Origin of the sequence: Desulfonispora thiosulfatigenes DSM 11270 (assembly GCF_900176035.1) — a bacterium.
Lineage (GTDB): Bacteria > Bacillota > Peptococcia > Peptococcales > Desulfonisporaceae > Desulfonispora > Desulfonispora thiosulfatigenes.
Genome location: NZ_FWWT01000021.1, coordinates 45,034 through 70,435 on the forward strand (window position 1 = coordinate 45,034; position 25,402 = coordinate 70,435).

Here is a 25,402-nt window from a genome sequence, read left to right on the forward strand (position 1 = left end):
TTATCTCTCATAATATTTAAGGCTAATAGAGTTCAATTTATGAATTTAATTCATTTAATTATTATATTAGCATAACTTAAAAGGGGGGATATAAATGTTAAATGATTTAGCACAAAAGATTGCCGAATCAGTTAGTGATGTAATTAGTCATGATGTAATATTTACAGATGAAAAGGCACTTATAATTGGTGCTAGTGATATTTCTAGAATAGGAACAATGCACGAAGCTTCCCTGAGAGTGATTGAAACAGGTAAACCAAATGAAAGTTATTATTTTCTTAATCATAAAGGAAGTAAACCTGGAATAACCCTACCTTTGGAATTCAGTGGAAAAACAATTGGCTCAGTTGGGATAACGGGTGAAAGAAGTGAGGTTGAAAAAATTGCTGTGTTGGTAAAAAGGCAATCTGAATTAATGCTAAAGGAAAGTATTTATCTAGAAACCTCTTTATTAAGAGAACAAGCCTTAACCCAATTCATACAAGATGTTTTAATTTTCGATCATAACAAAAGTAATAATATTATACTAAAAGCTCGTGCGATTCAACTTGGCTATAATTTTAATAATCCTTATATTGTAATTGCAATTAAGTTATTAAAAAAAGATAGTGAAATAAATTTAGATAAATCAAATGAATTATGTTTACAATCAGTAAAACAAAAGGAACTAAAAATAATTAAAAATATATTTTCTAATATTAATGATGTTATAATCCCTTTAAGTAGGGAAAAGTATGTTGTTCTTTATTCTTTAAATTATAAATATAAAGAAAAAAATTTTTTTCAAGAAATTGAAGATAAAAGTATGCAAGTTATAAATTCTTTTAAATTAAAGGGTACTGTGTCAAAAATTGGAATAGGATCCGTAGCAGAAAATTTAACTGATATAAAGAGTTCATATAAATGGGCTTGGAAATCAATGGGATTAGGGGAGAAGGTTAAGAATAATGTTAATATTTATAATATAGAAGAGTTTTATTTAGAACATTTAATATCTGATATGAATAAGGAAGAATGTAAATATTTTACTTCTAAACTATTAAAAGAATTAAAAAAACAAAATGATTATTTTGAACTATCTAAAACTATACTTGCATGGTTTGAATCAGGCTTTTCACAGAGCGAGGCAGCAAAAATTCTATATATACATAGAAACACTTTTATTCATAGGTTAAATAAAATATCTGAATTAACAGAAAGAGACTTAAAAAACATTAGAAATGCTCATGTTCTTTATCTAGCTGTTTTAATCGAAGAAGTCATGAATGAAGATAAAGAATAATATAATCTATACATTAGAATTATTGTGGCAATCCAATACTTGGATTGCTTTTTTGTATTCATCAATTTATTTTATAAAACATATGCATGACAATTAATAGCATGTATAAATTGAACGAAAATCGATATCAGTAATGTGCATATATACCAATGTAATCAAGAAAACAAAATGGTAAAGTATAACAAATGGGAGGGGGTTAGCTTATTAATAAATACATGATCTAATGTATGAGTTAGGAATTGAATAACGTATTAGGTAATTTTAATAAGATTATAAAAAAGAGGAGGAATTTATATGAAAGTTAAAAGTGTAGCAATTTTGGGTGCTGGTAATGGTGGAGGTACAGCTGCAGCTGATCTTACAAGTAGAGGTTTTGAAGTGCGTCTTTATGAGTCTCCAGAGTTTTCTGAAAATTTAGAAGAAACTAAAAGAAAAGGTGGAATTTTATTAAAGGATGATAATGGTGAACAATTCGTTAAACCAGCATTAGTTACTACTAATCTTAAGGAAGCTATTTCAGGTGCTCAAGTTGTTATGATTACTGTACCTACAACTGTTATAAAAATAATTGCAAAAGAGTGTATTCCATTATTAGAAAAAGATCAAGTAGTTGTAATTCATAGTGCGGCTTCATTGGGAAGTTATAGATTTATGAATTTAGCTAAAGAAATGGGGATTACAACACAATTTAAGCTAGGTGAAACAAATACTTTGCAATATGGAACTAGATTCTTTGCCGATAAAGCTGAAGTAGAATTAGGTTTAAGAGCAAAAGGCGTTTTAGTATCTGCTTTACCCTCTTCTGATATAGATAAGGTTTATGATGCTTGGAAACAAATATACCCAACTAGTGTAGCTGCTAAAAATATTTTTGAAACAACATTAAATAATGGTAACCCAGAATCTCATACCGGACCTGGTATATGTAATGCGGGAAGAATAGAATATTCCAAAGGAGAATTTTATTTATATAAAGAAGGTATTACTAAATCTACTGTTCATATGATAAAGGCGGTTAATAGTGAGTGTAGAGCTTTATGTGAAGCATTTGGTTTTGAAGCTAAAACAAAAGAAGATAGAATTGCAGATTTGGGTTATGCCCCAGAATACAGAGGAGATCTTCAAAGACAATATAATAGTAGTCCAATATATTGCAATATAAAAGGACCAACAAGTGTAACAGGACGTTATTTTGTAGAAGATATTTCAAATGGACTCACTATTTGGTCAAGTATAGGTAGAGCTATTGGTGTAAAAACTCCAGTAATCGATGCCATAATTACTATTGGTTCAACCTTATTACAACATAACTTCTGGGAAGAAGGTGAAACTCTAGAAACAATAGGATTAGGTGGGAAAGGTTTAAACGAACTGGTTAATTTAGTAAAATAAAATTACTATATTAACAATAATTAACATAATGCACATCAGAAATATATTAATAAACTTATAAATCTTATGTACAGAGAGGTGATAGCAATGAAGAAAAAACCCTCGTTTAGTCTAGCTTTGTCATGTATATTATTTATGTTTATTGCAATATTAGTGGGTAATGGAATTTTTAAAATTGGTGTTCAACAATTGCTTATTTTATCTGCGGTATATGCTGGTATTGTAGGAATGACATTAGGTTATAGTTTTCGAGAAATGGAAGAAGGTATATCTGAAAAGCTAAAAGAAAGTATGCCTACTATGTACATTATTATGACAGTTGGTATAGTAGTTGGAACATGGATGTTTTCTGGTACTGTTCCATTAATGATTTATGGAGGATTAAAACTTATTAATCCATCTATGTTTTTAGTTACAGCATTTATAATAACTGCTATTGTTTCAACAGCTACTGGTACCGCTTGGGGTTCAGTTGCAACGGCTGGAGTTGCATTGATTGGAGTAGCAGGTGAAATGGGAATTCCTTTAGGTATGGCAGCTGGAGCAATAATTGCAGGAGGCGTATTTGGAGATAAGTTGTCACCATTATCAGATACAACTAATTTAGCAGCATTGGTTGCTAATGTAGACTTATTTACACACATTAAGCATATGCTTTTTACAACAATACCGGCAGCATTAATAGGTTTAATTGTCTATTTTATAGTTGGTAACCAATTTTCTGGAATAGAAGTAGGCAATATAGAAAGTATCAATTTACTCTTAGGAAATTTAGATACCATATTTAATTGGAACATATTAGTATTATTACCAATTCTAATTATACTTGTTGGTTCTATGATGAAGAAACCAACTGTACCATTAATGTTACTTTCTTCTGTTGTTGCTGTAATATTAGGTTCCTTTATTCATGGGCTTGATTTTACAGATGGAATCAAGGCAATGGTAACAGGTTTTAATGTTGAAATGGTTGCAGTAAAAGGAATTGATGTAGCTACAATTATTGAACCTGTATCCAAACTTGCTAATCGTGGTGGAATTATGTCAATGATGATGATAGTTGTGACGATTTTCTGTGGTTATGCTTTTGCAGGAATTATTGAGAAAATAGGATGTTTAGATGTAATTATGGAAAAATTCAGGCATAAAATAACTAAAGTATGGCTATTAATTGCAGCTACAATTTTAGCTAGTGCAGTGTTAGTATTTACTGCTGGAGTTGCTTCTGTATCTATTATTATGGTTGGTGCTTTATTAAAAGATACTTATACTAAAATGGGCCTTAAGACCGAAAATCTTTCAAGAACACTTGAAGACTCAGGAACAATGTTATTGCCATTTGTACCTTGGGGAGCATCAGGTATCTTTTATATAGAGGTGCTTGGAGTCAATGTGGGTCAATATGGGATATGGGCAGTTTCTTGTTATTTATGTATATTTATAGCAATTATTTATGGATTTACAGGTATTGGGATTGCGAAATTAAAAGATAAAGTAACCCTAGAACCTGGGGGCAAATTTAACCACTAAAATACAATGTATGGGCTTAGGGGATTCCCCTAAGCCATTTTTAATTTATTTATTATTGAGTGAGAAACATTATAGTTTTTAGAAATACATTTTTTAGAAATTTTATCTTTAACATTAGGATCAATGGACAGTTAGCATTATTTGAAATAAAGAAATTTTTCACAGAATTGCTTTTTATTATATTTTTGTTAAAAAAATAGTGCTCGTTTTATCCACCGATACCAAATATTATAGAGACTTTTTAAATAATTAAATCGGCTTTAATTTTTTCTATTCCAACCCTTGGCACAAAACGATAAAGTCTTTCGCGTGTTTTAGCATTTTCGATATAATAGTTGAAAAACTTTTCCAAAACATTTAAAGTATCTTCATCAGAAAGATCTTGTACTAAAACATCACCTTTGCGTGTATTCATGCCAGAGTTACCACCTATTAAAATAGTCCAGCCTTTATCCTTTTTACCAAATAAACCGATGTCTCGCACATAGTTTTCTCCACAAGATAAAGGACATCCTGAAACCCCAATTTTAGTTTTAGCTGGAATATCAATATGAGAAAATAATTCATCTATTTTACTAGCAAGTCCTAAAGAATCTTTTTGACCTAATTTGCAAACAGCGCTACCGGGACATGATTGTATGTAATGAAGGCAAGGACCTACAGGTCTGCCATCATCTAAACCAATTTCTTCCCATACCTTATCTACGTCATCTTTCTTTATTCCTACTAAAACTATTCTTTGTGCCGAACTTATTTTCATAATTGGAATATTATATTTTTTCACAACCCTAGAAAATGTTTCTAGTATTTCTGGGGTGATAATTCCACTTGGAATTTTTGGAACAATAGCATAAGTTTCTCCGTCTTTTTGTAAAATTGCACCTTTAGGTAAATCAGACATATTTAAAACTCCTTTCGGTTTTCATAGTTACATAACTTATATTATAATAGAATTTCCAATAAAGATATATTTTTGCAGAATTTTATTGTACAATTTAATTACTATACTATTTTAGGTGGGAAGTCTATGTATCAACGTTCTTTTAAATTAGTGTGTCAAAACTGTTCGTGGTATGTAATTTTAAGAAGAAATGGGGGCATGATTTCAATGTTTTTAAATAATTTTAATTCTTGTCCTAAATGTAAATGTGAAGATCTTGTTACTTTAAAGCCATCTATCAAGGAAACAATTAATCCTTTAGAACAGTTTAAAAAATTTTATTATTTAATTGCAAAGAATAGAAAATAAACAAATAATTATCATTGGTTTTTTTAAATATAAATATAATTATAAATATTATGAGTTTACTGAATAATCTAAATGAAAAACCTGACTCTATGGATTTCTGAAAAACTAAATTATCTCAGAAATCTTACTGGAGTCAGGCTTTATTAAAGACCTAAATCTTCTTGAATTTTTTCAATTCCAACACGTGGAACAAAACGATAAAGACGTTCTTTCTTTTTAGCATTTTCAATATAATAGTTAAAAAACTTTTCTAAAACTTTTAAAGTATCTTCTTCAGTAAGGTTTTTCGCTAAAATATCCCCCTTACGAGTATTTATGCCAGAGTTACCACCTATTAAAATAGTCCAGCCTTTATCCTTGATACCAAAAAAACCGATATCTCGTACATAATTTTCTCCACAAGATAAAGGACATCCTGAAACTCCTACTTTAGTTTTAGCTGGAATAACAACCTTTGAAAACAAACTATCTATTTTATTAGCAAGACCTAAAGAATCAAGTTGTCCTAATCTACACACTGTAGAACCTGGACAGGATTGAATATAATGCAGGCAGGGACCTTCGGGTCTTCCATTATCTAAACCAACTTCTTGCCAAATACTTTCAACATCTTCACCTTTGACTCCTACTAAAACTATTCTTTGCGCTGAACTAATTTTCATAATAGGGATATTATATTTTTTCACAACCATAGAAATTCTCTCAAGTATTTCCGGTGTGATTATTCCACTTGGTATTTTAAGAATTATAGCATAAGTTTCACCATCCTTTTGTAACACTGCACCTCTTGGTAAATCAGACATTTATAAAACTCCTTTCAGTTTAAAACAGTACAAAACTATATTTCATTATAGATTATACGGTAATTATATATATTGAGCAATTTATTGGACAATTTTGTTACTATATATCCTATTTTGGTAGGAAGCCAATGTAGTAACTTAAGTATAAATAATTATCATTTGATTTTTTAAATATAAGTGCTATAATTCTATTTAACTAAATAATTTAATTTCTTCGGGGTAAGGTGAGAAAGTTTAAACTTTCAATTCCTAACCGGCGGTTATAGCCCGCGAGCCTTATGGCAGGAACTGGTGAAATTCCAGTGCCGACAGTAAAGTCTGGATGAGAGAAGAAAAAAGGTCTAATGCTATTTCATGTTTATTTAGTATTGCCTATTTTTTGCTATGTATGTAAAGCCCTCGAAGAAATTTCGAGGGCTTTTTATATTAGGAGGTTACAATGAAAAACACTTATATGGAAAAAGCTTTACATCTTGCCGAAAAAGCCTTAGGTAGAACAGCACCTAATCCTGTAGTAGGTGCTGTGGTTGTCAATAAAGGAGAAATAGTGGGAATAGGTTATCATCAAAAAGCAGGTTCCTTTCATGCTGAAAGAATCGCCTTAAATGATGCTAAAGATAAAGCTAAGGGAGCAGATTTATATGTTACCTTAGAGCCTTGTAATCATTATGGTAAAACTCCCCCATGTACCCAAGCCATAATTGAAGCAGGAATAAAAAATGTTTATGTTTCAACTTTAGACCCTAATCCAAAGGTAAGTGGTAAGGGCATAGAAAAATTAAAAGAAAATGGGATTAATGTAGAAGTGGGATTAAAAGAAGAAGAAGCAAAAAGACTTAATGAATTTTTCTTTAAATATATACAGACAGGTCTACCTTTTGTAGCTATTAAAGGAGCAAGCTCATTAGATGGAAAAATAGCTACTTCTTTAGGGGAATCAAAATGGATAACAGGGGAAAAGGCAAGAAATCATGGTCATTCATTAAGAAATATTTATGACGCTATTATGGTCGGTAAAAATACAGTTTTAAGTGATAATCCAAGCTTAAATTGTCGCATTTCAGGTGGTAGAGATCCTGTAAGAATAGTGGTTGATAGTAAACTTTCCATTTCAAGCGATGCTAATATTTTAAATTTAAATTCAGAGGCTAAAACAATTATTGCAACCACAACTAGTTCTGAGATTACAAAACAAAAGGAATTAGCCATAAAAGCTGAAGTAATAGTGGTAAATGAAGGAGATCAAGTAAATTTAAAAAAGTTATTAGAAATTTTAGCATCTAAAGGGATTACTAGTATTTTAGTTGAAGGTGGAGCTACTTTAACCGGTAGTTTATTTAGTAGTAACTTAGTAGATAAGGTGTATTTTTATAAAGCTCCTTTAATTATAGGGGGAGATAAGGCCAAAGGATTAATAGGTGGAGAAGGGTTTAAGCATTTAGATAAGGCAATTAAGTTAAAAGATTTAAAAGTTGAACCTTTTGGAAATGATTTATTAATAAGCGCCTATGTGAAAGGGTGAAAAACTTGTTTACAGGATTAATTGAAGAAATAGGTGTTTTAAAATCTATTACAGCTGGGAATGAATCCCTAAAAGTAGCTATCACTGCTAGTGAGATTTTAATAGACACAAAGTTAGGAGATAGTATCGCTGTAAATGGAGTTTGTCTAACCGTTATTAGCTTTACCAATAGTGAATTTGTAGCTCAGGTTATGCCAGAAACTTTTCATAAAACTAACTTAAAAGAGCTTAAAATTGGCGAAAAGGTAAATTTAGAAAGAGCTTTAAAAGTTGGGGGGAGACTAGGTGGTCACATGGTAAGTGGACATGTTGATGGTCTGGGAAAAGTTATAGATATTAAAACAAGTGAAATCGCTAAAATTTTTAGCATAGAGGTCAAAGAAGAAATTGGTAAGTATTTAATTCCTAAAGCATCAATAGCAATTGATGGTACGAGTTTAACCATTGTGGATGTAAAGGATAATTATTTTACCGTATCATTAATCCCCCATACTGTAGATGTTACTATTTTAGGAAGTAAAAGAAAAGGAAGCCAAGTTAATTTAGAAGTAGATATGATGGGTAAATATGTAGAAAAATTTATTAATAATATGAAAAAAAACACAAAAGATATTTCTTTAAATTTTTTAAGTGAAAACGGCTTTATTTAAATTTAATAGAAAGAAGGCTATGATATGAAATTTGATTTAATAGAAGAGGCAATTGAGGATATACGTCAAGGAAAAATGTTAATTGTAGTGGATGATGAAGATCGTGAAAATGAAGGAGATTTAGTAATTGCAGCAGATAAAGTAACACCAGAAGCTATAAATTTCATGGCAAGTTATGGAAAAGGATTAGTTTGTTTACCAATCATAGGAGAAAGATTAGACGAATTAGAAATTTCGCCTATGGTAAATAAAAATACAGATAATTTAGGAACAGCTTTTACTGTGTCTATAGATGCCAAGGAAACTACGACAGGAATTTCTGCTTTTGAAAGGTCTTTAACGATTCAAAAAGTTTTAGAAGAAGGGGTTAAGCCTGAGGACTTTAAACGTCCTGGTCATATATTCCCTTTAAGATATCAAGAAGGAGGAGTATTAAAAAGGACGGGACACACTGAAGCAGCCGTAGATTTAGCTCGTTTAGCAGATTGCTATCCTGCGGGTGTTATTTGTGAAATCATGTCAGAGGATGGAACTATGGCAAGAGTTCCAGAATTAATGGAATTTTCTAAAAAGCACGGAATCAAAATTATTACCATTGCAGATTTAATAAAGTACAGAAGAAATACGGAAAAATTAATTAAAAAGGTTGGAAAAACAAATATGCCAACCAAATATGGTGATTTTGAATTACATGCATACGAAGAAACATTAACTGGAGTTACTCATGTAGCCTTAGTTAGAGGAGATGTTAATACGGAGGATCCAGTATTAGTCAGAGTACATTCTCAGTGCCTAACGGGTGATGTGCTAGGATCTTTAAGATGTGATTGTGGTAATCAATTAGAACAAGCTTTAAAAAACATTATAAGTGAAAATAGAGGCGTATTTTTATATATGAGTCAAGAAGGTAGAGGTATAGGCCTTGCTAATAAAATAAGAGCCTATATATTACAAGATCAAGGTATTGATACTGTTGAAGCTAATGAGATGTTAGGTTTCCCGGCTGATTTAAGAGACTATGGAACAGGTGCGCAAATTCTAGTCGATTTAGGAATAAAGAATATAAAACTAATGACTAATAATCCTAGAAAAATTAGAGGACTAGAAGGTCATGGCTTAAAAATTGTAAAAAGGGTACCAATTGAAATTAAACCTGTTATATATAATAAAAGATATCTAAATACAAAAAAAGATAAACTTGGTCATTTAATTTGCAAATAAAATTTAGGGGGAAAAATAATGTTTAAAATTGTTGAAGGAAATTTATTAGCAGAAGGATTAAAAGTTGGTATAGTAGTAGCACGTTTTAATGAGTTTATTTCAAGTAAACTATTAAGTGGAGCTGTTGATGGTTTTAAAAGACATGGAGTAGAGGAAGAAAATATTACAGTTGCCTGGGTACCAGGTGCTTATGAAATACCTTTAATTGCTCAAAAAATGGCGGCTAAGGATTTTGATGCAATAGTTTGTTTAGGTGCAGTAATTAGAGGAGCTACTAGTCATTATGACTATGTATGCGCAGAAGTATCAAAAGGAATTGCTCAAGTAGGATTACAATCAGGTAAACCAATAATCTTTGGAGTACTTACAACAGATACAATAGAACAAGCTATTGAAAGAGCAGGAACAAAATCAGGAAATAAAGGATTTGAAGCAGCTATGTCAGCAATTGAAATGGCAAATCTAGTAAGGTCAATTTAAAGTAGATAAAACTTAAGCAAGTATGTAATAATTTGCTCCCTCCTAAATGGAGGGATTTTTTCTGACTGTTTTTTTAATATGTGATAATATATTATTATTCGGTCTTAAAGAGGAGATTTATCATGATATATCTAAAAAGGCTACTAAAACTTACCGTCATATTTTTTATAATCTCAATTGCAATTGTTTTAACTATTCATTCACATTTAGGCGCTTCACCTTGGGATGTTTTTCATTTAGGCTTAGTTAAGCACACCGGTTTAACGTTAGGGCAAGTTTCACAGGTAGTTAGCTTAACTGTTATCCTTGTTGGTTTTTTTATCGGTGAGATTCCAGGTGTAGGTACTATTGTAAATATGTATTTAATCGGTTTTTACATAGATAAAATAATTGAATATAACCTTATTCCTATAGCTACAAATCCTTTAATCCAATATCTGATGTTGTTTTCGGGTATGTATATTATGGGATGGGGAGTTTACTTTTACTTGAGTATAGGTTTAGGATCTGGGCCAAGAGATGCTTTAATGGTTGGGCTGGTTAAAAAAACAAATAAACCTGTATGGATTATCAGAATGAGTATGGAAGGATTAGTTCTTTTAATTGGTTATTTATTAGGTGGTTTAGTCGGGATTGGTACATTAATAACTGTACTATTTATGGGTAGTATTATTCAGCATTGTTTTAAAGTTGCGAAAAGTGATTTAGCTTTAATCAAGCAACGTACTTTTGTGGATGAATATTATATTATCAAAGCGCTCCTTCAGAAAACAGAATATAAAGAAACGGTAAAAACTGAGCAAGAACAAGAAAGAGAAGTTATTAATAATCAATAGATTGACAAAATTTACAACCTGTTCACTTGTATATTATTTTCTAAAAAGCACACAATATTATTGAAATTAAATACAAACAAAACTTTAGGAGGTTGTTATTATGTCAAGAAGTACAAATAAACCAGCTAACCAAGGTGCTAGTCCTTTCTTAAACCAATTTAAATATGAAGTTGCTAATGAATTAGGAATGGGTAATTATCAAAATATGGATAAAGGATCATTAACCGCAAGAGAAAATGGCTATGTAGGTGGCTACATGGTTAGAAAAATGATCCAATATGCAGAACAAAATATGCATAAATAATAAAAAAGCTAGGTTAATAACCTAGCTTTTTATTATATTATTCATTAAGATTGTTTTTAAAGGCAAAATATTCATTTAGTCGTCTATTTACTATTCTCCAATTTATATTTCTAATAAATGTGTTAATATATGCTTTGCGGTTTGTAGCAAAGTCGAGAAAATAAGCATGTTCATAGACATCTAGTACTAATAAAGGATAGGCATTCCAGACAGGTCCAACATCATGAGCATCTAATCCATAAATATGCAGTCTATCATCTATAGGATCAATAGCTAAAACTGCCCAGCCACGCATGGATAAACCTATATCTCTTAGACGTTCATAAAAATATTCACAAGAAAAATAATCCCTTTGGATTAATTTGAGAATTTTGCCACTGCAATTGCCTTCATTTCCCCCTAAGTTTTCAAAATATAGTTGATGGAGTTTTACTCCATCTAAAGCGTATGTTTCGCCTAACTTTAAAGACCTAATAGAGCTATATGTCGAATTAGGGTTTTCAAAATCTATTTTTTGGTTTAAGATAGACCAAATTTCATTTATCTTATTTACATAACCTTGATATAATTTATAATGTTCCAACAATTGCTTTTGTGAAATCCCTTCAACATTAGAAAAATCAAACTTTTGTGCCATAATCTCTTTTCTCAAAATATCACCTCATATATAACATATATTATTAGCATATTATATTTGGAGAGTAAAGGTACATAATAGGAGGAGTTTTTTATGAAAATTAAATATATAGATAGAAATAGCAAAAAGATTGAAGAAGAAAAAGTATTAGGAGACAAATCTCTTAGATGGCTATATGAACATCCTATGGGTATGGGTCTATTAGAAATGTTTTTTAAGAAGAAATTTTTTAGTTTTATCTATGGAAAAGTACAGGATACAAAATATAGTAAAAGAAAAATTAATAACTTTATAAAAAACTTTGATATAGATATGAAAGATTATAAATTAAACTCAGGAGATTATAGAACTTTTAATGATTTTTTTATTAGAGAAATAAATGAGGGAGCTAGACCAGTTGAAAAGGATATAAATAGGCTGATTTCACCAGCAGATGGAAAACTATTAGCCTATAAAAATATTGATATCCAAAAGATACTGCAAATAAAAGGAATAACATATTCATTAGTAGAACTACTAGATGACGAAAAATTAGCGCGAAAGTATGATAATGGAATTTGTATAGTAATAAGATTAGCTCCTACGGATTATCATAGATTTCATTTTCCAGATGGTGGACTAGCAGAGCAAAGTAAAAAAATTAAAGGTGATTTTTATTCTGTAAATCCGATAGCCCTACAAAAGGTTGCCCTATTATATTGTAAAAATAAAAGAGAAATTTCTCTTTTAAAATCTGATAACTTTGGTGATATATCTCTAATAGAGGTTGGTGCCACTTGTGTAGGAAGTATAATACAGACCTATACACCTGGAGAAGAAATTAAAAAAGGTGATGAAAAAGGATATTTTAAATTTGGGGGATCTACGGTCATCATGTTTTTAGAAGAGGGTAGAGTAATATTAGATGAGGACTTATTAGTAAATTCTCAAAATGGATTAGAAACTAAAGTTAAAATGGGAATGGGAATAGCAAGTAGAATTAATTAAATAAAGAAAAGTCCTAAAGATATTTTAAAATGAAACCTAAGTCAAGGACATTTCATTTTTATCTCTAGGACTTTTTTAATATATTTTAATAGTGTGAACTATTAGACGGCTTAACAAAATTAGCAACTAACGCTAAAAGAAAGGCAGGTATAATCCATTCTAATCCTTTGTCATATAATGGTAAAACACTTAGTGCATTTTTTATAAAGTTTAAATTCAATCCCATGTTTGTACCTATGGAATAAATTAAATTAGTTAGCGATAAAATTACAGTACCCGTTATTGAAATAATATAAACGGCTCTGTTACCTTTAAATAAACCATCAAAAAGTGAAATAACAACTAGTACTATAATTATAGGGTAAACTGTCACTAAGAGAGGTGCTGATACTTCTAAAATTTTTGATAACCCCATATTTGCTAATATTGCGCTTATTAAGACAGTTATGATACAAATTGTGTTATAACTAACCTTACCTTTAGTTAACCGATTAAAGAAACTACCACAACTAGCAACTAAACCTATAGAAGTTGTTAAACATGCCAAAGCCATTGTTAATGCGAGTACTAACTTTCCAGTTGAACCTAATAATGAATCAACTACAAAAGAAAGTAACTGACCAGGATTATCACCTGTAAAAAGAGTTCCTGTAGTCGATCCAATATAAGAAATACCAAGATAAATAGCTGATAATCCTATAGCGGCAATAATTCCAGCTGAAATTGTTACTTTTGCAACTTCCTTTTTATCTTCAATCCCTTTACCTTTAATTGAATTTGCAATGGCAAGACCAAAAATAACAGAAGCAAGAGCATCCATTGTATTGTATCCTTCTAGAAAACCTTTAGTAAAAGGAGAAACTAAGGTCGCTTTACTAGCCACACCTAAAGGAGAAGAAATACCTTTAAATATAATTATACCTAAGAATAATATTAAAAATGGTGTTAAGATGCTACCAACACTATCTAAAATTTTTGTAGGCTTTAAAACAAATAACAAAGTTATTAAGAAAAATATTAATGTTGTGACAGCTAAAGCCATTTTAACTGTTGCAGGGTCGGTAGTACCTAAAAAAGGAGCAACCCCTACTTCAAATGTTGTAGCAGCTGTTCTTGGTATAGCAAGCATAGGACCAATTGAAAGAATAACTATAGTAGTAATTATTTTACTAAAAAGAGGATTTACCCTATTCGCTAAAAGTTCTAAGTCTCCCCCAGCTTTTGCTACTGCAGTAACCCCTAAAAGAGGAAGTCCAACTCCTGTGATAATAAAACCAAATATGGCAGGCCAAAAGCTTCCTCCAGCTTGTAGTCCAAGTTTAGGAGGAAAAATTAAATTTCCAGCTCCTAAAAACATAGCTAAAAGAGCAAGCCCCGTTATGAGGATATCTTTTTTACCTAATTTCATAAAACTTCTCCTTTGTATTAATTTTAAGTATTATTTCTAATCTGTATTACAACAGATTAGAAATAATACTTTTTTAAATTTAGCATCATCTAAGGATGTATGTCAAACTCGAAAAAAGGAGGAATTATTAATAACTCCTCGTAAATTAAAGAAAAAAGTCAAAATTAATCTATAATTAAGAAATATAATTCATGTTTATATTTTAACACGAGTAATATTTAATGCACGAGAAATTTTTATTTATTAGTAAAATTATTATAAAGATAAAACATTTGACAATTATTTTATTAATTGATAAAATAATCAATGTTATCTATGCCGAAGTGGCGGAATGGCAGACGCAGCGGATTCAAAATCCGCCGGGGGCAACCTCGTGAGGGTTCGAGTCCCTCCTTCGGCACCAAACAAGACAAATAAATCCCTAATCCCTTGATGGCACTGCATCTTAGGATTAGGGATTTTTGTTTGTAACACAACCGTAACACAAATTGTAATAGTTAAAATAGTCTCTAAGTTTAGCTCTTTAAATAGCTTATTTATTTAAAAAATCTTGTATCATATTATTTATTAAATCAGGATTATCTTGATTACAGTTATGTAAGTTTTCTTCTAAAATAAAAAAATCATAGTTTCTTTCCTTTGTTCGCCAATAATCTATTTCTTTTTTAAAGTTAATAGTCTTGTCATCTTCGCCAGAAATTAACAGAACAGGTTGAATAATTACATAGTCCTCTTCATAATGAAAAAAGGCATTAATAAGTTTAATAATTCTTAAATAGTCTCTTTTATTTATTCTGGAAAATGAATTTGTAATATATTCCTGCACATTTTGATATTCACTAGAATATTTAGCGCTAGCCTTTATTATAAGTTTCCAAGGAACAAACTTTAGCAGATGTGGAATTAGCTTTAGTGCTGTTTTTTGCCAAAGGTTTAGTTTTTTTGTAATACAGGCACTACCAATTAAGATTAGTTTACTAACCTTTTCAGGATATCGAAAAGAAAACTCTTGAGCTAAATATCCCCCCATCGAGTGACCTACAAAGATAGCATTATGGCAATCTTCTTTTGACATAATAGCAAGTAAATCTTTTATTAGTATATCAACTGTAATTTCAGGGCCTAGTGGCTGAGACTTTCCGTGCCCTCTTATATCCCACAAAATCAAATTATAATCACTACCTAGTGCTTTTACTTGCTCTTTATACATTAAATGATCTAGCCCTAATCCATGTAAAAAGAAAATCCACTGATCACTAGTATTATCTAAAATCCAATAATGAAGAGGACATCCTAATGAGAGATGTTTTTTTTCAATGAAAGGATAGTTCAGATATGTTTTCATGGAATATTATTTTTCATTTTTCCCAATTACTAAATCTGAAGTATCATCTATTAATGCCTTTGAAGCCTCATAGTAATATCTTTGATTTCTATTCATTCCATTTTTATTATTTATATTCCCGCTACGTGTTTTAATTTAAATCAACCTCCTTTATTATTAAAATGTCCTAAAACTTGAAAATTATTAGAATAAAAATTTTATATTATGTTATTATGGTTCTAGCATGTACAAAATTATAAGTTTATATAAATGGGAACATTTTAACATTGATAAACGTCTAGTAAGTACTGGTGAAAGGGGGAAACCAGTAAAAGAATGGAAGATAAACTAATTGAATTAAGCCAAAAGGGAAACCTGGATGCTTTTGAAAAATTAATTATGAGCTACGAGAGAAAAATTTATGTAATTGCTTATCGTTTTATGGGTAATGAACATGATGCTAAAGATTTAACTCAAGAGACTTTTATCAAAGCATTTAAGAATATAAAAAGTTTTAGGAAAGAATCTTCTTTTTCAACATGGATTTGTAGAATAGCAAGCAATGCCTGCAAAGATGAATTAAGAAAAATTAAAAGAAAGCCCTGTGATTCTTTAGATGAAGAAGTAAATGTAGATGATGGGTATGTATATAAGCAAATAGAAGACAAAAGACCTACTCCAGAAGAAATTTATGAGTCAGCAGAACTTAACAAATATTTACAACAAATGCTTAATGAGTTAAATTCAGATTATCGCATGGTTATAGTCTTAAGAGACATAGAAGGATATAGCTATGAGGAAATAGCAGAAATAACCAATGTATCATTAGGAACAGTAAAGTCCAGATTAAATAGAGCTAGAAAAGAACTGAAAGAAAAAATTTCCTCCGGAAAGAAGGGGGGGTAGTTGTGAAAAAGTGTAGTGAGTTTCAGGAAAACTTATCATTATACCTTGATAATTACTTAAGTGATGAGGAAAGATATGAGTTAGAGGAACATTTAGAAAATTGTCCTGAGTGTCGAAAAGAGCTAACTGAATTACAAGAAACACTACATCTTTTAAAAAATTTAAAAGATGAAAACATAATCTTGCCAGCTGATATGAAAAAAGAAATAAGAAAGAAATTAGAGGCAGATACTCCAAAAAACAAATTACTAAAAAATATTACTCAAATACCTTGGAAGATTTTAATGCCTTTAACTTCTGCAGCTTTGATTATGCTAGTTATATTTTTAGGCACATCAATTGGTCCTGACTTTAGCAAGCAAGTCAAACAACAAGCTTCTGAAGAATATAGGATTAGTGATAATAGTTCCATAAATAATGGTGAACAAGTAAATCAGAATTTTACAGAGAGAGCCTTAGCTGATAATAGTGATAATCCTAAAGAAAAAATTTCAAAGGCTCAGTCAATTAAAGAAAAAATAAAATCTATACAAGATAATTTTACTAAACAAATAGCTTTTACTGAAAAAGAAAAGCCTGCAAACGAAGTTAAAAAGAGTGAAATTTCAAAACCAGAGAAACAAGAGGAAAATAAGGATAAGAAACCAACCACTGAACCGTCAGAAACTAATCAGACTATTGCTATGCAACCAAGTATATTTGCACAAAATTTAGATACCATCCCTATCACGAGAAATAACGAGACTAAGGCAAGTAAAAATGGCAATATGCAATTAGAAATATCTGAAAAAGATAACTTTACTAAAAGGATAGTAAGCTTAGTTAATGAGTTAGATGGTGAAATTATAAAACATAGCAATTATATTTATGATCAAAATAATAATCTCGAAGCAAGTAAAATTACCCTAACGATTGCAGAAGATAACTTTGAGGAAGTTTTTAGTCGTTTGAAAAAATTAGGATATGTAAAAACCAGTTCAAAAATAATCGAAAATAAACAAGAAGAGAGTAAAAAAATTAAAACTAAAATAGAAGAACTTCGTGTATTAGAAAACATACTAACAAAAGCTCAGGAAAAAGAAGAAAGCCAAGTGAGCACTAATTACAATGAAAAGGAATTGTCTAAAGTCAAAGATGAAATAAAAAACTTAGAAAACAACTTAGATGATTTAAATAATTCTATTTCAACTGTAACCGTAGATTTAGAAGTAAAGGAAAAAAATTAAATTTAATAAATAATAAAAAGGTGTACAGGAAACTATACTTGTACACCTTTTTGTTATTTATGTTAAAATACCAAGAGGATAATATGAACTCAAATTCATTTCAGATAGATAATGTATAGATAAAATAGGAGTGTAAAGCATGAAAAGAGATAAGTTTATAATTATTGATGGAAATAGTTTAGCAAATAGGGCATTTTATGCGATTCCCCTTCTAAGTAATAGCAAAGGGATTATTACAAATGCGGTATATGGATTTAATAATATGCTAATCCGGATTATTGAAAATGAAAAACCAAGCTTTTTAGCGGTAGCGTTTGATAAAAGTAGAAAAGTGTTTAGAAATGATTTATATGAAGACTATAAAGCTAATAGAAAAGCCATGCCTACGGAACTAAGATCACAGATGGATTTAATTAAAGAATTATTAAAAGCCTTTAATATTACTTATTATGAAAAGGAAGGTTTTGAAGCTGACGACTTAATTGGGACTATTATTAAATATGGAGAAAATCAAAACTGGGAAAACTTAATTTTGACGGGAGATCGAGATGCTTTACAACTTGTATCTGATCAAACAAAGGTTCTTTTAACTAAAAAAGGCATAACCAATTTAGAAATTTATGATGTAGATGCTATTAAAGAAAAATATAATTTAAAACCTGCTCAAATAATTGATTTAAAAGGTTTAATGGGAGACACTTCAGATAATATTCCAGGGGTTCCTGGGGTGGGAGAAAAAACAGCTTTAAAACTTTTACATGAGTATGAAAGTGTAGAAAATTTATATAATTCTCTAGGTGAAATAACAGCTAAGAAGTTAGGAGAAAAACTTACTGAAAACAAAGAAATGGCTTTTATAAGTAAAGAATTAGCAACGATCAATTGTGAAGTAGAGATGGATATTAAAGTAGAAGATTTAGCTTTAAAAGAATATAATCCAGAAGCTTTGCTGGATTTATATAGAGAGTTAGAATTTCAAAATCATTATCGGAATATTTCTACTGAGCAAGATCCGCAGACGAGCTTACCAGAAATAGGCGAGTCAATTTCTAATTCAAATATTTTAGAAGAAATATTACAGTTAAATACAGAAAAGAAATTAATATTTATGCTTACCTTTGACCCAAAAGATGTTAAAGGATTACATCCTAAAGGGATGGGGCTTTTAATTAATGAAAAAGCATATTTTATCAGGTTTGAAAATGATTTTAGTAGGTATGCAGAGGTTTTAAAACCTTATTTAGAGAACAATGAAATAACTAAGGTAACACATGATGTAAAAAAAGCCAAAGTATGTTTTATGAAAGAAAATATACATATAGAAGGCTTAGAATGGGATATATTAATAGGGGCATATTTATTAGATCCAACGCAAAATGATTTAAGCATAGAAGGTCTTATTTCCAAATACTTAAATAATCAGGTGGAAAAAACAGGGAATGAAATATTTATGTTAATGCATGGGTTAAAAGATTTAAGCACTCTAATTATTAATGCATTAGAAGAAGATCTCCTAATGAGATTATACTTAGATATAGAGTTACCACTAGTGCAGGTATTGGCTAAAATGGAAATGCAAGGAGTAAAGCTTGATCGGATTCAATTAGAAGAAATGGGTAAGGATTTAAGTGAAAGAATAGAAGTCTTAACTAGTACAATTTATAGATGGACAAATGAAGAATTTAATATAAATTCTCCTAAGCAATTAGGGGTAGTTTTATTTGAAAAATTAGGCTTACCAATTATTAAAAAAACAAAAACTGGGTATTCAACTGATGCTGAGGTTTTAGAAGAATTAGCGAGAGAATATCAAATTGTAAATGACATAATCCATTATCGTCAATTAGTAAAACTTAAAAGCACATATGTAGATGGAATGCTAAATATCATCGATCCTAGAACAGAAAAAGTTCATACTTCTTTTAATCAAACGGTAACAGCAACGGGTAGACTTAGTAGTACAGAGCCTAATCTACAAAATATACCTATTAGATTAGATGAAGGTAGAAAGATCCGCAAAGCATTTATTCCATCTGAAGAAGGGTATATATTATTAGCAGCAGATTATTCGCAAATAGAGTTACGAATTTTAGCACATATATCCGAGGATCAAGTGTTAATAGAAGCCTTTAAACAAGGGCAAGATATTCATAGACGAACAGCTTCAGAAGTTTTTGGAGTACCAATAGAAGAGGTTACTACAGAACAGCGTCGACATGCTAAAGCTATTAACTTTGGAATAATTTATGGATTAAGTGATTTTGGTTTAGCAAAAGATTTAGGGATAACTCGCCTGGAAGCTAAAAACTACATAGATAATTATTTTAGTAGGTATTATGGAGTAAAGACATGGATAGATAGTATTATAGAAAAAGCAAGAGAACAAGGCTATGTTACTACTTTATTAGAACGCAGACGTTATTTAAAGGATATCTTAAGTAAAAATAATAATTTAAGAAAATTTGCTGAAAGAACTGCTATGAATACTCCTATTCAAGGTAGCGCTGCAGATATTATAAAGCTTGCTATGATAAGGATTGATGAAAAGTTAGAGCAAAATGGTTTTAAAGCTAAAATGCTAGTTCAAGTACATGATGAATTGGTATTTGAAATTCCTCCAAATGAAAGTTCTAGGGTAATTACGATAATTAAAGAATCAATGGAAGAAGCTTATCCCTTAGAGGTACCATTAACGATTGATATGCAAGTAGGATTTAATTGGTATGAAATGGAGTCAATTTAAGAGGTGATAAAATGCCAGAGCTTCCGGAAGTAGAAACAATTAAAAGATCATTACTGCCTCTTTTAGTGGGAAAGAAAATAATAAATGTGGATATAAAAGTACCAAATTTACTGAAATACCCATTAGCTGATAAAGAGCATTTTGAAGAAGTACTAAAAGGTAGTACTTTTTTAGATATACAAAGAAGAGGTAAGTATTTACTATTTCATTTGAACAAAGGCTGGATATTAGTTATTCATTTAAGAATGACAGGAAGATTATTATATACACCAAAAGACCAGACAATAGAAAAACATACACATGTAATTTTTTCTTTAGACGATGGTAATGATTTAAGATTTCATGACATTAGAAAATTTGGCTTAATTTATTTAGTGCCACAAGATGGCCTACATTTGCTTAAAGGTTTGAGTGGATTAGGACCTGAGCCACTTAGTGATGATTTTAGTTTAGATTCTTTTAAGCTTGCTTTAAAGAACAAAAAACAAAAGATAAAGCCTTTATTATTAAATCAAAACTTTATAGCAGGTATCGGAAATATTTATGCTGATGAAATTTTATTTCAAGCTAAAGTACATCCAGAGGAAATTATTAGTAATTTAGGTGAAGATAAAATTGAAAAAATATATGATGCTATTAGGGATAGATTAACTAAAGGGATAGAGTTTAGAGGGACATCAATTAAAGATTATGTCGATGGTTTAGGCCAATCTGGAATGTTTCAAAATGAATTAAAGATATATGGGAAAAAGGGTGAACTTTGTTTAAACTGTGGTCACGTATTTGAAAGAATAAATGTGGGTGGTCGTAGTAGCACAATTTGTCCTTGGTGCCAAAAAAAGAACTAATGTACTGACACATATATCTACCCTACTCCATACAATGTAAGTAATTAAAATACTTGCGTTGTGTTGGAGGGAAGTACAATGATTTGGTCTATTGTTGTGTTTGCGATTGCGTTAAGTTTAGATGGCTTTGGCGTGGGTGTTTCATATGGATTTCGTAAAATTAAGATACCTTGGAAATCCTTAATGATTATATGTATTTCATCTGCTTCAGCTATTGCTGTTTCAATGTTTGCAGGAAAAATGCTAGCTAGTATTCTTTCTCCAAATATTGCTGAATTTATCGGTGGATTAGCATTGATATTAGTGGGTTTATGGTTATTGATTCAAGTTTGGGCAAACAGATTAACTCCTAAGGAAACAGGATTAAATGGTGAAGTGGAGCATCCTTTACCTGTATTTAAAATATCTATACCAAGTTTAGGATTAATAGTTAATGTTTTAAAAGAGCCTATTAAGGCAGACCTAGACTCATCAGGAACAATAAGTATGAATGAATCCTTACTTCTAGGATTTGCCCTAGCTATGGATGCCTTAGGTGCTGGTTTAGGAGCGGCTATGACTGGGTTTCATCCAGTAATTACGCCGATAATTGTGGGTTTAGTAAAGTTAGTATTAGTTACGACTGGTTTATATATGGGTAGTCACAATCTTTTAAACAATTTACAAAAGAAATTAGAAATATTGCCGGGATTAATAATTTTAATTATGGGCTTATCAAAGCTATTATAAATAATATGCAAGTAATTTAAATATATTATTTATTAGCCCCTTTTATTCTAATTAAATAAGGATGAGTGAACTAAATTGAAGATAATAGGTTTAACTGGCGGAATTGCTAGCGGAAAAAGTACAGTATCTAATTATTTAAAAGAGTTAGGTGCATTTATAGTTGATGTCGATAATATTGCTAGAGAAATAGTAGAGCCAGGAAAACCAGCATGGTTAGAAATAAAAAATGAATTTGGTCAAGATTTTATTAGAAATGATCAGAATATAGACCGAAAAAAATTAGGAAAGTTAATTTTTTCATCTAATCTAGCTAGAGAAAAGTTAAATAACATAACTCATCCAGAAATCATCTTAAAAACACAAGAATTGATTGAAGAATTAAAACACCAAAAATTATATCCACTAATTGTTATAGACGCACCTTTATTAATAGAAGTGGGAATGACAGAACTTGTAGAAGAAGTGTGGCTTGTTGTGGTAGAATATCAAGAACAAATTAAAAGATTAATGATTAGGGATAACATTTCTTTAGAAGAAGCCATAAAAAAAGTACATACTCAAATGAAAACAAAAGAAAAAATGAAATATGCAAGTTTAATAATAAACAACAACAATTGTATTCAGAATACACTTAACCAAGTTAAAGAAATTTGGGATAAAATAGTTTAAAATAAGCATGAATGTTTTTTATAAAGCATAACATTACACTAGTTGATTTTATAATGAGGGTACAGATATGATTTTACGTATACGAACTTTGATGAAAATTATGGTAGTTCTCTTTTTATTAGTGTTTATGGGACTAATTTTACTTAATAGTTCCTGGTTTTTAAAATTATTTTATCCTAAGCCATATGAGGACATAGTTTCTGCTGAAAGTATTAAACATGATGTCGATGAAAATCTTATTTATGCAATTGTAAAAGCAGAAAGCAAATTCAATAAAACAGTTGTATCTCCTAGAGGGGCTAGAGGTCTTATGCAGATAATGCCCGAAACAGGTGCTTGGATAGCAGAAGAACTAACTCTTGAGGGTTATAGTCAAGATAAGTTATTTGAGCCTTATAGTAACCTTAAAATGGGTATTTGGTATTATAGCTATTTGGTACAGCAATTTAAGGGAAATAATATAACTGCAATAGCTGCTTATAATGGTGGAGAAACAAATGTAAACAAGTGGATAAAACAAAATATTTGGTCTGGTCAGGAAAGCGATGTGCAGAATATTCCTTTTAAAGAAACCAGAGAATATGTTATTAAAGTTCTCATGAATTACAAAATGTATCAAAATTTGTATACAGATCAAACAATTTAATTTAGAAAATCGTAAGTTCAACAAGCTTACGGTTTTTTTATTGATTTTTTGTAATAATACTTTAAAGATAGGTAAAACATAATAAAAAGGTGAAAAAGAGATAAAAATATTTCTTTTTTTATAGGCTTATGGTATAAAGGAATAGATGTATTATTGGTAAATTTTAAATATTATATATATGTTTTTAAATTCGAGGAGGAAGTAACCATGCCTGAAAATAAACTTATGAGTTTAGACCAAGTTAATAATTTTAAAGTAAGTGAAGACCGGGTCTTATTTTCTGCAACTCACGAGGAAATACTAAATGGTGCCACTACTGATATCTACTTTGTAAAAACTCATGAGATCTTAAAAAATATGGGTAAGGATGATATAGAAGTAGTAGCTGAAGTATTTGCCCGTAAAAGTGGAGTATTTTGTGGTTTGCCGGAAGCTATGAGCTTATTAAAGGATTCGGATGTTGAGATTTGGGCTCTGCCTGAAGGAGAAACTTTTGAAAGAAAAGAAGTCTTAATGCGTATTAAAGGAAGTTATGGAGAGTTTGGTTTATTTGAAACTCCTCTATTAGGAATCCTAGCAAGTTCTAGTGGTTGGGCTACAGCTGCTAGGGAAATTAAAGAAGTTTCAGGGGACAAGATGTCCTTAGTTTTTGGAGCTAGGCATGTTCATCCTGCAATTGCTCCAGTTATGGAAAGATCTGCTTTAGTTGGTGGTGTAGATGGTGCAAGTTGTATCCTAGGTGCAAAACTAGGGGGCAAAGAACCGAAGGGAACTGTACCTCATGCAATTTTTTTAATAGTTGGTGATACAGTTGAAGTAGCTAAAGCATATGATGATTTAATGCCTGAAGGCGAGCCACGTTTAGTGCTAGTTGATACCTTTAAAGATGAAGCTGAAGAATCTTTAAGGGTCGCTGAGGCGCTAGGAAAAAGATTAAATGGAATAAGATTAGACACCCCAAGTGAAAGGGGTGGCGTAACCCCAGCTCTTGTTAGAGAAATTAGGGCAAGGCTTGATTTAGCAGGTTTTGAGCATGTACAAATATTTGCTTCCGGTGGATTAACTCCAGATAGAATAAAGGATTTAAAAGAAGCTGGTGTTGAGTCTTTTGGGGTAGGTAGTTATATTTCTGGTGCTAGAGCTATAGATATGACTATGGACTTAAAAGAAATTGGTGGTAAGTCTATCGCTAAAAGAGGTCGTATCCCTGGCATTACGCCAACTGATAGATTAGTAAAGTTAAAATAAGTCCAATTTGGCATATTGAATTTGCTAAAAAAATAAAAAGAAGAAGATAAGAATAAAAAACGAAATTCTAAAACCAAGTACATAAATATATTACATGTAAAAAAATCCCACCCTTTTGGATCATTTATAATTAAAGTAAAGGGTGGGAATTAAGATTATTGATTAATTGATAAAATAGTGTTACAATAAATTTTGACAAATTAATTTGCGGAAGTGGCGGAATGGCAGACGCGCTAGCTTGAGGGGCTAGTGGGAGCAATCTCGTGTGGGTTCAAGTCCCATCTTCCGCACCAATTGTATTTATTTTTAAAGGCATCTTCAAATGAGGTGACCCCTAAAAGTTAGACTTTATTAGCGAGACAGTTTCGGCTGCCTCGCTATTTTTATGCAGCCTGAAGACTAAGTCTGTATTGCACTGGACTTAGCCATCCAAGTTTCTCTTTAATTCTCTTTTCGTTATAGTAATTTATGTATCGTTCAATTTCCGACTTCAATTCCTCATAGCTGTAATAGACGACACCATAGTAAATCTCTTGTTTAAGCAGTCCAAAGAAGTTCTCCATAACGGAATTATCATAGCAGTTACCTTTTCTAGACATACTTTGAAAAATACGTTCTTCCTTAAGCCGGTTAGAGTATGCTCTCATCTGGTAAGCCCATCCTTGATCTGAATGGAATGTTCGGCGATAAGGACAATCTGAGGTTATTTTAATGGCCTTATCTAGTGCATCCATTACGCTCTTTGGCCGTTAGGACGCTTAG

24 protein-coding genes, 2 tRNA genes, 1 pseudogene and 1 riboswitch are annotated in these 25,402 nt (G+C 30.7%); of the genes and pseudogenes, 21 read left to right on the top strand and 6 right to left on the bottom strand.

Annotation, left to right across the window (positions count from 1 at the left end; all coding sequences use genetic code 11):
• Window positions 1-94: 94 nt before the first annotated feature.
• From B8965_RS08700 to nhaC, 3 genes are all read left to right on the top strand, one after another.
• Window positions 95-1,282, top strand: coding sequence for a CdaR family transcriptional regulator (locus B8965_RS08700; RefSeq protein WP_084053722.1), 1,188 nt, complete (start codon window positions 95-97; stop codon window positions 1,280-1,282).
• 294 nt (window positions 1,283-1,576) lie between these two features.
• Entirely contained in the window at window positions 1,577-2,674 is a 1,098-nt protein-coding gene (locus B8965_RS08705; protein ID WP_084053724.1) for an NAD/NADP octopine/nopaline dehydrogenase family protein, read from the top strand.
• Window positions 2,675-2,761: 87 nt separating this feature from the next.
• Window positions 2,762-4,204: a Na+/H+ antiporter NhaC gene (gene nhaC / locus B8965_RS08710; RefSeq protein WP_084053726.1), complete on the top strand. Its 1,443-nt coding sequence runs from the start codon at window positions 2,762-2,764 to the stop codon at window positions 4,202-4,204.
• A 241-nt stretch (window positions 4,205-4,445) separates the two neighbouring features.
• On the opposite strand, the gene B8965_RS08715 is transcribed toward nhaC, so the two are convergent.
• Window positions 4,446-5,105: a nitrite/sulfite reductase domain-containing protein gene (locus B8965_RS08715; RefSeq protein ID WP_084053728.1), complete on the bottom strand. Its 660-nt coding sequence runs from the start codon at window positions 5,103-5,105 to the stop codon at window positions 4,446-4,448.
• 126 nt (window positions 5,106-5,231) lie between these two features.
• On the opposite strand from B8965_RS08715, the gene B8965_RS08720 reads away from it, so the two are divergent.
• Window positions 5,232-5,453 carry a hypothetical protein gene (locus tag B8965_RS08720; protein ID WP_084053730.1) on the top strand — a complete coding sequence of 74 codons (222 nt, stop codon included), beginning with the start codon at window positions 5,232-5,234 and terminating at the stop codon, window positions 5,451-5,453.
• A gap of 143 nt (window positions 5,454-5,596) precedes the next feature.
• Here B8965_RS08720 and B8965_RS08725 read toward each other — a convergent pair whose 3' ends face one another.
• The gene (locus tag B8965_RS08725; protein ID WP_084053732.1) at window positions 5,597-6,256 is read right to left on the bottom strand and encodes a nitrite/sulfite reductase domain-containing protein; all 660 of its coding nucleotides are present in this window, start codon (window positions 6,254-6,256) and stop codon (window positions 5,597-5,599) included.
• 206 nt (window positions 6,257-6,462) lie between these two features.
• Window positions 6,463-6,594, top strand: a riboswitch (FMN riboswitch).
• A gap of 101 nt (window positions 6,595-6,695) precedes the next feature.
• On the opposite strand from B8965_RS08725, the gene ribD reads away from it, so the two are divergent.
• From ribD to B8965_RS08755, 6 genes are all read left to right on the top strand, one after another.
• Window positions 6,696-7,778, top strand: coding sequence for a bifunctional diaminohydroxyphosphoribosylaminopyrimidine deaminase/5-amino-6-(5-phosphoribosylamino)uracil reductase RibD (gene ribD, locus B8965_RS08730; RefSeq protein ID WP_084053734.1), 1,083 nt, complete (start codon window positions 6,696-6,698; stop codon window positions 7,776-7,778).
• A complete protein-coding gene (locus B8965_RS08735; RefSeq protein ID WP_423237170.1) occupies window positions 7,775-8,428 on the top strand; it encodes a riboflavin synthase in 654 nt (217 codons plus the stop codon). The genes ribD and B8965_RS08735 overlap by 4 nt, the downstream gene beginning before the upstream one ends.
• A 24-nt stretch (window positions 8,429-8,452) precedes the next feature.
• Window positions 8,453-9,649: a bifunctional 3,4-dihydroxy-2-butanone-4-phosphate synthase/GTP cyclohydrolase II gene (locus B8965_RS08740; RefSeq protein WP_084053738.1), complete on the top strand. Its 1,197-nt coding sequence runs from the start codon at window positions 8,453-8,455 to the stop codon at window positions 9,647-9,649.
• An 18-nt stretch (window positions 9,650-9,667) separates the two neighbouring features.
• Window positions 9,668-10,129, top strand: coding sequence for a 6,7-dimethyl-8-ribityllumazine synthase (gene ribH / locus B8965_RS08745; protein ID WP_084053740.1), 462 nt, complete (start codon window positions 9,668-9,670; stop codon window positions 10,127-10,129).
• A gap of 122 nt (window positions 10,130-10,251) precedes the next feature.
• Window positions 10,252-10,965: a YczE/YyaS/YitT family protein gene (locus B8965_RS08750; RefSeq protein ID WP_084053743.1), complete on the top strand. Its 714-nt coding sequence runs from the start codon at window positions 10,252-10,254 to the stop codon at window positions 10,963-10,965.
• A gap of 100 nt (window positions 10,966-11,065) precedes the next feature.
• Window positions 11,066-11,269, top strand: coding sequence for an alpha/beta-type small acid-soluble spore protein (locus B8965_RS08755; protein WP_084053745.1), 204 nt, complete (start codon window positions 11,066-11,068; stop codon window positions 11,267-11,269).
• 37 nt (window positions 11,270-11,306) lie between these two features.
• Here the strand turns inward: B8965_RS08755 and B8965_RS08760 are convergent, their stop codons facing one another.
• On the bottom strand, window positions 11,307-11,906 hold the full coding sequence (locus B8965_RS08760; protein WP_084053773.1) for a superoxide dismutase: 600 nt from the start codon (window positions 11,904-11,906) through the stop codon (window positions 11,307-11,309).
• A gap of 93 nt (window positions 11,907-11,999) precedes the next feature.
• On the opposite strand from B8965_RS08760, the gene B8965_RS08765 reads away from it, so the two are divergent.
• Entirely contained in the window at window positions 12,000-12,893 is an 894-nt protein-coding gene (locus tag B8965_RS08765) for a phosphatidylserine decarboxylase (protein ID WP_084053747.1), read from the top strand.
• Window positions 12,894-12,978: 85 nt separating this feature from the next.
• Here the strand turns inward: B8965_RS08765 and brnQ are convergent, their stop codons facing one another.
• On the bottom strand, window positions 12,979-14,301 hold the full coding sequence (brnQ, locus tag B8965_RS08770) for a branched-chain amino acid transport system II carrier protein (RefSeq protein WP_084053749.1): 1,323 nt from the start codon (window positions 14,299-14,301) through the stop codon (window positions 12,979-12,981).
• A 317-nt stretch (window positions 14,302-14,618) separates the two neighbouring features.
• On the opposite strand from brnQ, the gene B8965_RS08775 reads away from it, so the two are divergent.
• Window positions 14,619-14,704, top strand: a tRNA-Leu gene (locus tag B8965_RS08775).
• Between the two features lie 129 nt (window positions 14,705-14,833).
• Here B8965_RS08775 and B8965_RS08780 read toward each other — a convergent pair.
• Complete coding sequence (locus tag B8965_RS08780) at window positions 14,834-15,646, bottom strand: alpha/beta fold hydrolase (protein ID WP_084053752.1); 813 nt, start codon at window positions 15,644-15,646, stop codon at window positions 14,834-14,836.
• 315 nt (window positions 15,647-15,961) lie between these two features.
• Between B8965_RS08780 and B8965_RS08785 the strand changes: the two genes are divergently transcribed.
• From B8965_RS08785 to B8965_RS08825, 9 genes are all read left to right on the top strand, one after another.
• On the top strand, window positions 15,962-16,531 hold the full coding sequence (locus B8965_RS08785; RefSeq protein ID WP_084053754.1) for a sigma-70 family RNA polymerase sigma factor: 570 nt from the start codon (window positions 15,962-15,964) through the stop codon (window positions 16,529-16,531).
• Between the two features lie 2 nt (window positions 16,532-16,533).
• Window positions 16,534-17,757: a DUF4349 domain-containing protein gene (locus B8965_RS08790; protein ID WP_084053756.1), complete on the top strand. Its 1,224-nt coding sequence runs from the start codon at window positions 16,534-16,536 to the stop codon at window positions 17,755-17,757.
• A 139-nt stretch (window positions 17,758-17,896) separates the two neighbouring features.
• Entirely contained in the window at window positions 17,897-20,500 is a 2,604-nt protein-coding gene (polA, locus tag B8965_RS08795; protein WP_084053758.1) for a DNA polymerase I, read from the top strand.
• Between the two features lie 11 nt (window positions 20,501-20,511).
• Entirely contained in the window at window positions 20,512-21,348 is an 837-nt protein-coding gene (gene mutM, locus B8965_RS08800) for a DNA-formamidopyrimidine glycosylase (RefSeq protein WP_084053760.1), read from the top strand.
• A gap of 78 nt (window positions 21,349-21,426) precedes the next feature.
• On the top strand, window positions 21,427-22,077 hold the full coding sequence (ytaF, locus tag B8965_RS08805; protein WP_084053762.1) for a sporulation membrane protein YtaF: 651 nt from the start codon (window positions 21,427-21,429) through the stop codon (window positions 22,075-22,077).
• 75 nt (window positions 22,078-22,152) lie between these two features.
• Window positions 22,153-22,746: a dephospho-CoA kinase gene (coaE, locus tag B8965_RS08810; RefSeq protein ID WP_084053764.1), complete on the top strand. Its 594-nt coding sequence runs from the start codon at window positions 22,153-22,155 to the stop codon at window positions 22,744-22,746.
• Between the two features lie 67 nt (window positions 22,747-22,813).
• The gene (locus B8965_RS08815) at window positions 22,814-23,392 is read left to right on the top strand and encodes a lytic transglycosylase domain-containing protein (protein WP_084053766.1); all 579 of its coding nucleotides are present in this window, start codon (window positions 22,814-22,816) and stop codon (window positions 23,390-23,392) included.
• 207 nt (window positions 23,393-23,599) lie between these two features.
• Window positions 23,600-24,640 carry a nicotinate phosphoribosyltransferase gene (locus B8965_RS08820; RefSeq protein WP_084053768.1) on the top strand — a complete coding sequence of 347 codons (1,041 nt, stop codon included), beginning with the start codon at window positions 23,600-23,602 and terminating at the stop codon, window positions 24,638-24,640.
• A 207-nt stretch (window positions 24,641-24,847) separates the two neighbouring features.
• Window positions 24,848-24,933 (top strand) — tRNA-Leu (locus B8965_RS08825).
• A gap of 90 nt (window positions 24,934-25,023) precedes the next feature.
• Here the strand turns inward: B8965_RS08825 and B8965_RS08830 are convergent.
• A pseudogene (locus B8965_RS08830) lies at window positions 25,024-25,380 on the bottom strand (transposase); the annotation flags it as partial.
• Window positions 25,381-25,402 lie beyond the last annotated feature (22 nt).